Genomic DNA, 8,992 nt, shown 5'->3' with positions numbered 1-8,992 from the left:
TTAATTTTATTTCCATGCGTTAACAGATAAAAAATTAACTTTGCGACTAAATTTGTCACTAGTATAAGCATTGATAAAACAAATATTTCGTCAAACTTAGCATAATGTTGAAGTTCTTTTATTTTCGTTGTAATTACCATAGTTTTAGCACTTGTTAAAAATATTACAGCACTTATAGTTACCATGGAATTTGTAAAGTAGTAGCTAAACACTTCTAGTAAAGTTGACTTTACATTTGGAGTTATAATCCTAACTATTGTTTTTAAATAGCTATCTCCTAATAGCTTTGCTGTAGTTTCAAATGAATTATTCATCTTACTTAAAGAGTTTTCCATCATTAAATATGGAGTTGAGAAAAAGTGAACTATATTACAAACTATTATTATTAAGAAAGTATTTTGTATACTCGTTCCACTGAAAGCAAGTAAGAATGCAATACCTAGCACCATTCCTGGAATTGTATTTGTAATAAGAGATATGGATTTAATTATTGATTTAAACTTATTATTAATACTACTTCTGCAAGTTACTAATGCTGAACAGTAAGCTATAAAAGTTCCAAATATGGCTGTTAGTATTCCTACTAATAAGGAATTAATGTATATACCTTTTAATGTTGATGAACTTAAAGTATTACTAATATTATTTAAAGTAAAGCTGGTATCATAAGGCCATCTATTTACAAAAGGTACAATAAATATTACTGAAAATATTGATAAAATTATCATCATTATTAATGTGGATATTATTCCTAATATAATATCTCTAATTTTATTTTTACTTATTTCAATTTGTGAGATTTTATTATATCTAAAGTTGTATTTCTCTAAATATTTAAGAGCAAATATTCCAAGGACTGATGGTAAAAGCATTATCATCGCTATGGAAGCACCATTGTTAAAATTTGGCACAGACCCCAACATTTCACTATATAAGGATGTTGCTACCACACCATAACTTCCTCCCACAGCGGCAGGTATACCAAAATCTGTGAAACTTAAGAAAAAAGATTGTATAAATGCTCCTGCTAAAGTTCCTATTAAAGGCTTTAATGTTGCTGTATAAAAAGTTTTTAACGGTTTGTCTCCCATCACTTTAGAAACTACAATAAATTTTTTATCAATATATTTAAAAGTATTATCTATTAACAAAAAAGTTATGGGTAATGTATAAATTGTGTATCCTAATAATAATCCGTTGAATCCATATATATTAAATAATTCAAATCCAAATAATTTAGTTATTAAACCTTGTTTTCCAAAAGAATATATAATTGCAAATCCATATGTAATAGTTGGAAGTAACATTGGAAGAATAGTTATATTCTTTATAAATGATTTTAAATTTTTATTTATATTAGTATTGTTAATACTATATACAAGTATAAAAGCAATGAATGTGGTAAGTATCGCGGTGCAAATGGAAACTACAAAACTATTTTTTAAACACTGCATAAAACTTTCACTTAAAATAATATTTTTATAATTTTCAAATCCTATAACCCCTTTATTTATAAAAGATTTTGATAAAAGAACTATTACAGGAAAAATTAAAAATACCAAAAATATTATGTTTATTATTAAAAATAATATTTTATTTTCTTTATTTTTCTTAAGCATAACTACCTCCAAATAAGGTAAATATGTTATTTCTCTTTATAGATAATTGATTAAGTATAAACTTCTCTATAAACTGATTTTTAGGTGTATCTATTATTTCTTTTGGAGTAGAATATTGAGATACCTTTCCTTCATTTAATATAAGAACCTTATCTGAAAGAGTTAAAGCTTCTTCAGGATCATGAGTCACTATTATTATCGTTAAGTTAAACTCTTTAGCAATTTGCTTAATTCTATCTTTTATAGATTCTTTTATAACTCCATCTAATGCACTTAATGGTTCATCTAGAAGAAGTATCTTTGGCTTCATAACTAAAGTTCTCGCTAGGGCAACCCTTTGTTTTTGCCCTCCTGATAAATTTTCTATATTTTTATCAATATGTTTTCTTAAGTCAAGTAAGTCAATCAATTCTTCTACTTCTTCTTTTGTTGAAGTGTTTGGTTTGTTTTTTAATCCATATACTATGTTGTTGTAAGCATTTAAATTTGGAAAAAGAGCATAATCTTGAAAAACTATATTAAATCCTCTTTTTTCCATAGATACATTTGTTATATCTTTTTCATTAAATATTATTTGTCCATCACTTGGATCTGTTATGCCTAGTATTATATTTAATAAAGTAGTTTTACCACTTCCACTTGGCCCTAAAATAGAAACAATTTCACCATCTTTCACATCAATACTGATTCCTTTTAGTATCTCTGTCCCTTCATAGGATTTTCTTATATTATTAAGTCTTAACATTTTTCTCATCTCCTTAATTTCTTCTACAATCAAATATTAACATTTAAAAAATCTTTGTTGATTAAAGGAGAGTTAACAAAATGTAAAAAAAAAGCTACATTATGTAGTAATACTACATAACATAGCTTCCTTAATAGCTTTTATAACTAGATATTTCACCATTTTTATCTAGTACTTTTGAAAACCTTTCATAATCACTAAGTATTATTCCCATATAAATCATATCTACTATAGCTGTCTGAGATGTTCTTGAAAATATGGCATTTCCATAGATATGTCCCTTTGAATTACTACTATGTATAATTATATCTGCATAATTACTAATTAGTGATTCCTCAAAATTTGTTATTACCAAAGTTTTTGCTCCACAAGATTTAGCTCTTTTCACAATATCTACTGTATCTTTAGAAGTTCCAGAATAAGATATACCTATAGCTAAATCTCCACATGTTAAATTATTAGCACTTAAATTTTGCATATATATATCTTCACTATGTCTTACATCCAAACCTAAGTATAATAGTTTATTTTTTAAATCATTTATTACGCTATTTGAGTTTTCAACTCCATATATATCTATTCGTCTTGCACTTACTATCATTTCAATAGCTTTTTCAAAAGAGTCTATATCTATAGACTTTAAAGTTTCTTCTAATATTTTAATTGATGCTTTTATAGTTTTTCTTGGTATATCTTCTAACTTCTCTTCTTTCTTTAAATTAAAACCATGTAGTAAACTCCTATTATACCCTTCTGAATTACTTGCAATATATGCAATCATATTATCTTTAAATTCTCTATATCCAGAATAATCTAAAGCTTTTACAAATCTAATTATACTTGGTTGACTAACACCTGTTATTTCTGATAATTTCCCTATAGACATTTTCGATGCCTCTTTTGTATTTCTAATTACAAATTCTGCTACTTTAACCTCTGAGGGTCTAAGGTCAAAATATTTTTTCTTAATCCTTGAAATACAATTGTCTTTATTCACTATATCCTCCCAAAAGTAGTAAAACTACATTTTTTAATAATTAAAGTCTATCATAATAAAATGTAGCTTATCTTTAAGAAAAGGTTAAAGTTAGATTAAATTTTTATTCGTAAAAGCTTCACAAAAATATTTATATAAAAAACTTAATTTTATTTTAATTTATCATAATAAAATATATCTATCATAGAAACCAGCCATAACAATAACTATATAAGGAACTAATATACAACTCCATAACATCAATTTATTTTCCATACCTATGGATTCTATAGAAAATTTTTCTGTTAATCTAGATAATAATTTTTTAAAAGTAAGAAATACTAAATATCCTAACATTGTGCCAAAAGTATTAAGTATCAAGTCATCTATATCAGTTGCTCTAATCTAAAATAATTTGGTAAACTCAATAAGTAGTGAAGTTCCAAACCCAAGGACTAAAGTTTTTTTTAAGGAATCTAAATTGCTAAATAATAATGGAAGTAAAAATCCCATTGGCATAAACATTATAATATTACCAAGAATATTAATGATGGTATGTAGTGTTAATCCACCTTTAAGCATTTCAATAATATCTCTAAATGGAATAAAAGATATTTCATCAATCCTTATCTCTATATTAAACCCACTAATAGGAGAAACTCCCGTTAAAGAAAATATAATCACCATTACTACAGATAATAAAATAATCCCTGTATTATATAAAGAAGTTCCTTTCTTATTTTTAAGTTGACTATTTATATATACTATAATAGAAATAACAATTAAAGTTATTAAAATATCACGTCCTAATATTTGCACTACAATACCTCCCTAAAATGATTCAATATTACAAGGTAGTTTAACTTGAAACATAGTTGCATTATTATCACTAGTAGCTAAAATACTACCATCATGTCTTTCTATAATATTTTTAGTAATGGCAAGTCCAAGACCTGAACCTCCACCATAAGTATTTCTTGACTTTTCAACTCTATAAAATCTATCAAATATATAAGGTAAATCCACTAAAGGTATTGGATCTCCATAATTTATTACTTGCACTATAACCATACTTTCTTCTGTCTTAACTTTGACATCAATAAATTTACCATCTTTCCCATATCTCATTGCATTAGTAATTAGATTTTCAAAAGCTCTTACTAGCTTAACAGGATCAGCATTTATCATAATTTTATCTGACTTAAAATCTATTCTGCACTCCATATTAGCTTGTCTTAATTCAATCCCAAACTGGGAAACAATCTGACTAATCAATTCAACTAAATTTATCTCTATCTTATCAAAATTCATTGTTCTATTTTGCATTTTAGTTAATTCAAATAAATCGTTTATAAGTATATTCAAATTCTGTGCTTTTTCATATGCTATATTAGTGTAATATCTAAGTTCCACTTCGTCTTTGTATTTATCTTCTTCTATAAGATTAAGATATCCTATTATTGAAGTTAAAGGTGTTCTCAAATCATGAGATACATTAGTTATTAAATCTGTTTTTGTTTGTTGAGCTTTTCTCTCTTCTATAGTAAGATTTTTTAATTGACTAACTATATTATTAATATTAGTTGCTACTTCACCAATATCCCCTTTAGAGTTTATCTCTATTCTCTTATCTAAATTTCCCTTTGACATATCTTCTAAACTATCTACTAATATATCAATATTTTTATATTTTTTATAAGTAATTAAAGAATAAATTAATAAGAATATTAATAATGCTATAATAAAGTATATTAAGTCTCCTAAATAATTATTTTTTATGCTCATAAAGAGAGTTACTATTCTATTGAAAGTAGGGTAATTAAAAGTCATATATAAATTATTAAATAAAATATATAAACTATTAAATATTAAAACAGCTAAAACTATACTTATAATAACTTCAAAGGAATTTATAACTACATATTTAAAAAATCTTTTTTTATTTTTCAATTTTATAACCAACTCCCCATACAGTTTGTATTATTTTATTTCCTGTTATATATTTTTCTAATTTTTCTCTTATTCTACTCATATGAACCATAACTGTATTATTAGATCCAAAATAGTCCTCTTTCCAAACTTTCGTAAATATCTCTTCTGAGCTAAATACCCTTCCCCTATTATTAGCTAATAAATATATAATATCAAATTCCCTAGATGTAAAAGGAATCTCATTATCTTCAACTTTAATTGTGCGTTCATATTTGTTTATAGTTAAATTTTCAATATTTATGATTTTATTAGTATCATGATTATTATTAAAATAATAAGCCCTTCTTAAAAGTGCTTTAACTCTAACAGATAATTCAAGTGGATTAAATGGTTTAGTTAAGTAATCATCTGCTCCCGTCATAATACCTTGTATTTTATCCATATCTTCTGACTTAGCACTAAGCATAAGTATTGGTATATTTAAATTTTCTCTTACTCTTCTACAAACTTCCATACCATCCATTTTAGGCATCATAATATCTAAAATAATTAGTTGCACTTCTTCTTTTTCTAATATTTTTAAAGCTTCTTCTCCATTATCTGCTTTTATTACTGTATAACCTTCATTTTTTAAATATATCTCAATGAGATTTCTTATTTCTTTTTCGTCATCTACGACAAGTATTTTACTGCTCAAAATAATCTCTCCTTACTTAATTTTTGTAATTTTCATTATATCATATCATTTTCATATACTCTTCTAAAGTAATATTGTCAGTAAATATTTTTAAAGCATGCTCTTTTCCCACATATCTTATATGCCATGGTTCATAATTATATCCTGTTATATCTTCTTTACCTTCAGGATATCTAAGTATAAAACCAAATCTATGTGCATTATTTGCTAACCACTGGGCTTCTATACTTGTTTTATCAAAACATCTACTTTTATTAGTAACATCTATACTTAAACCTGTCTGATGTTCACTTTTACCTGGTATAGCAACATATTTATTTGCATAATCTATACCTCTTTCTAATACATTTTCATTATATATTTTTACTTGGCTTTCATAAGATCTATAAGCCGATGAGCCAATAAGTATTATACCTTCTTTTTTAGCACATTTAAATAATTCTTCTAAAGCATTTGCTGCAACTTCATCCATATGTCTAGATTCATCTTTAGTATCTTTAAGAAATGATACTTTAGGTTTTACTAATTTATTTGGTTTATAATCTTCTGATATGGGATTACTTTTATTTACTAATAATAAATTTGAATTTTCATCACTTATTTTATCTTCTTGTTTATAACTTTCATTGCTGTAATTTAATTTTCCACGTAAATCTACTTTGTTTATAAATATAATTGTAATAATTATTATTGCTAACACTATCTTGTTTTTTGTTTTCATGATATATTCTCCCTTTTGATTTATTAATTTGTTGATTTAATTCTAGAAAATATATCTTAAACAATTTATAAGCAATTCTTAACTTTTCTTAAGATTTATTGTGCTTAACAAAAAAAGTGTGCATTTTATATTAAAATACACACTTAAATTAATAAATCTTTTATTATATATAATTTTTATAAAGCACTTGATTTTGCATTCACTTCAAATTTTTCAAAATCATTTTCTATACAAAGTATTTCTACTTTTCTTTTTTCTCCTGGACTAACTTCTGTTTCATTTGTAAATGAACTTTCTATAACAGTTCCATCTGAATCTATTAATTTATATTCAAATTCAACATAGTCTATTTTCTCATCACTTGTATTTTCAAATACACCTACTATTTTAGTGCTATATGCATCCTTTTTAACTTCCCACTTTATGTTTTTTGCCATTTCTTGAACTTTAGTATCTTCTTTTACTGTTTGTTGTTCAACTTCTTTAATTGCATTATCTACACTAGAGACTCCAGCTCCAAATAATGCAGCACATCCTCCTATGATTACTACGAATCCTATAATTATTCCTATTAATATTTTTTTCATTTTTTGACCTCCATAAATAACTCTTATTATGATTTTATTATATAAAGTTATTTAGTTTGGTTGGTATGCTCCCAGCATACAAATCAAAAATTTTTTAATTATAATATTTTGTTATTGTAATAAAGTTAAAATTCCACCACATACAAAAAATATAATATTCATATAAATAAAATAACCAAATATACTTATTGATTTATTTTTACTTTTAATTATTGGTAACTTCTCTTTTATATTTAAGAAATTTGTAAGTATAAAGAACATTGATAATATCATAATAATCATGACTACATTTTCTATAAACTCAGTAAAACTCTGTGCAATAAACAAAGCAAATATTAAAAATAAATATAACAAACTAGCTAAAATCATATTTATTATTTTAGTTCTCCTAAAACCAGGTATCTTTTTAAGTAAACTTTTATTAGCACTATTTCTCTTAATATAATTACTTTCATTTATATTATTAGACTTTAAATTACTATCTATAGCATATTTATTAGAATCCATATTTTCATCAACTATATTTACATTATTTAATTTAATATTATTATTACAGTATAGTTTAGATTCCAATACTTCTTTTAGTTCAAAAACATTTTGATACCTTTCATCTGCCGAAATATTAGTACATTTTTTTATTATATCTTTTAATAATGTATTATTTAATTCTTCCTTTATATGCTTACCTGTAGTTAAAACATTCATCATTACACCTATAGCATATATATCACTTCTACAATCTGTTTGGTCAAATCCAAATTGTTCAGGAGATGCATATCCTTTAGTACCTAAAAGTGTGGTATCCATATTTTCTCCATCTTTATATGTCCTAGCAATATCAAAATCTATTAATTTAAGTACATTGTCACTACTTATAATAATATTAGCTGGCTTGATATCTCTATGTATTATAGGAGGGTTTAAATTATGTATTTCATCTAAAATTTCGCATAAAGAAATCATATATTTTATAACTTCTTTTTCTTCTAATTTATTTTCTTTTTCTAAAATTGATTGTAATGTATCACCATTTATAAATTCTTCAATTACGATTAATTTATCGTTTACTTCAAATAAATCATAAATTTTAGGCATATTTATACTATCAATTTTGCTTATATTCTCATAAATTTCTTTTGTATACTCTTTTATTTCTTTTTTAATATATATCTTCTCATCTTGTATATTTTGAACTAAAAAAATTTCTCCTTTTCTACTCTTATGTAGTAACTTTAGTTCTTCATATAAAGATAGCCTAAACTCTGCATCTAAACTCAAATTTTACACTCCTTATTGTTGATTTTCTAACCTTAAAATTATATCATATTATTTGAAGAGGTGAAAATACTATATGGATAATATGAACGATTTAGAAACTATAGAATTAATGAGCTTATTAAAAAATATTGATAATGAATCAAATTTAGAAGATTATCTATCAAAGACTTTAAATAATTCTAAAGATATACTTTTACATGAATATTTCTCAAAAACTTTTAAGGAAAAAGGCCTTAGTAAAAGTAATGTAATAAAAAATGCTGATTTAGATAGAACTTATGCTTATGAAATTTTGAGAGGCGATAAAAAGCCTAGCAGAGATAAAATCTTACAACTTTGTATAGGCGCTAATTTCACCTTAGAAGAAAGTAATAAAGCTTTAAAAATTGGTAATGCAGGAGAATTATATGCCAAGATAAAAAAAGATAGTATTATTA

At 24.6% G+C, this 8,992-nt stretch carries 11 protein-coding genes; 1 reads left to right on the top strand and 10 read right to left on the bottom strand.

Annotated features, from left to right (window positions below; all coding sequences use genetic code 11):
- The 10 genes from J7G74_RS10845 to J7G74_RS10800 form a co-directional block, all read right to left on the bottom strand.
- Window positions 1–1,619, bottom strand: a 1,619-nt coding sequence (locus tag J7G74_RS10845; RefSeq protein WP_297135167.1) for an ABC transporter permease subunit, incomplete at its 3' end; no start/stop codon positions are given.
- Window positions 1,612–2,364: an ABC transporter ATP-binding protein gene (locus J7G74_RS10840; RefSeq protein ID WP_297135164.1), complete on the bottom strand. Its 753-nt coding sequence runs from the start codon at window positions 2,362–2,364 to the stop codon at window positions 1,612–1,614. The genes J7G74_RS10840 and J7G74_RS10845, both read right to left, overlap by 8 nt.
- Window positions 2,365–2,494: 130 nt before the next feature.
- Complete coding sequence (locus J7G74_RS10835; RefSeq protein WP_297135162.1) at window positions 2,495–3,361, bottom strand: MurR/RpiR family transcriptional regulator; 867 nt, start codon at window positions 3,359–3,361, stop codon at window positions 2,495–2,497.
- Between the two features lie 162 nt (window positions 3,362–3,523).
- Window positions 3,524–3,697, bottom strand: a complete 174-nt coding sequence (locus J7G74_RS10830) for a hypothetical protein (protein ID WP_297135160.1) — start codon at window positions 3,695–3,697, stop codon at window positions 3,524–3,526.
- A gap of 48 nt (window positions 3,698–3,745) precedes the next feature.
- Window positions 3,746–4,159, bottom strand: a complete 414-nt coding sequence (locus J7G74_RS10825; protein WP_297135157.1) for a VanZ family protein — start codon at window positions 4,157–4,159, stop codon at window positions 3,746–3,748.
- Window positions 4,160–4,171: 12 nt separating this feature from the next.
- Window positions 4,172–5,125, bottom strand: a complete 954-nt coding sequence (locus J7G74_RS10820) for a HAMP domain-containing sensor histidine kinase (protein WP_330616530.1) — start codon at window positions 5,123–5,125, stop codon at window positions 4,172–4,174.
- A gap of 154 nt (window positions 5,126–5,279) precedes the next feature.
- Complete coding sequence (locus J7G74_RS10815; RefSeq protein WP_297135152.1) at window positions 5,280–5,969, bottom strand: response regulator transcription factor; 690 nt, start codon at window positions 5,967–5,969, stop codon at window positions 5,280–5,282.
- Between the two features lie 40 nt (window positions 5,970–6,009).
- Complete coding sequence (locus J7G74_RS10810) at window positions 6,010–6,690, bottom strand: M15 family metallopeptidase (RefSeq protein WP_297135148.1); 681 nt, start codon at window positions 6,688–6,690, stop codon at window positions 6,010–6,012.
- A 176-nt stretch (window positions 6,691–6,866) separates the two neighbouring features.
- Window positions 6,867–7,277: an FxLYD domain-containing protein gene (locus J7G74_RS10805; protein WP_297135145.1), complete on the bottom strand. Its 411-nt coding sequence runs from the start codon at window positions 7,275–7,277 to the stop codon at window positions 6,867–6,869.
- A 111-nt stretch (window positions 7,278–7,388) separates the two neighbouring features.
- Window positions 7,389–8,555 carry a serine/threonine protein kinase gene (locus J7G74_RS10800; protein WP_297135143.1) on the bottom strand — a complete coding sequence of 389 codons (1,167 nt, stop codon included), beginning with the start codon at window positions 8,553–8,555 and terminating at the stop codon, window positions 7,389–7,391.
- A gap of 73 nt (window positions 8,556–8,628) precedes the next feature.
- On the opposite strand from J7G74_RS10800, the gene J7G74_RS10795 reads away from it, so the two are divergent.
- On the top strand, window positions 8,629–8,992 hold a 364-nt coding region (locus J7G74_RS10795), incomplete at its 3' end, for a hypothetical protein (protein ID WP_297135140.1).

This window comes from Terrisporobacter sp. (assembly GCF_017888745.1).
In the GTDB taxonomy this organism is placed as follows: Bacteria; Bacillota; Clostridia; order Peptostreptococcales; family Peptostreptococcaceae; genus Terrisporobacter.
The sequence above is the reverse complement of the archived record's forward strand: the minus strand, read 5'-3'. Positions and strand labels throughout refer to the sequence as shown.

Excerpts from the sequence above, each read along its gene's own strand:
- J7G74_RS10840 (WP_297135164.1), bottom strand. The coding sequence starts at position 2,364 with ATGTTAAGACTTAATAATATAAGAAAATCCTATGAAGGGACAGAGATA.
- J7G74_RS10830 (WP_297135160.1), bottom strand. The coding sequence starts at position 3,697 with ATGTTAGGATATTTAGTATTTCTTACTTTTAAAAAATTATTATCTAGA.
- J7G74_RS10820 (WP_330616530.1), bottom strand. The coding sequence starts at position 5,125 with ATGAGCATAAAAAATAATTATTTAGGAGACTTAATATACTTTATTATA.
- J7G74_RS10810 (WP_297135148.1), bottom strand. The coding sequence starts at position 6,690 with ATGAAAACAAAAAACAAGATAGTGTTAGCAATAATAATTATTACAATT.
- J7G74_RS10805 (WP_297135145.1), bottom strand. The coding sequence starts at position 7,277 with ATGAAAAAAATATTAATAGGAATAATTATAGGATTCGTAGTAATCATA.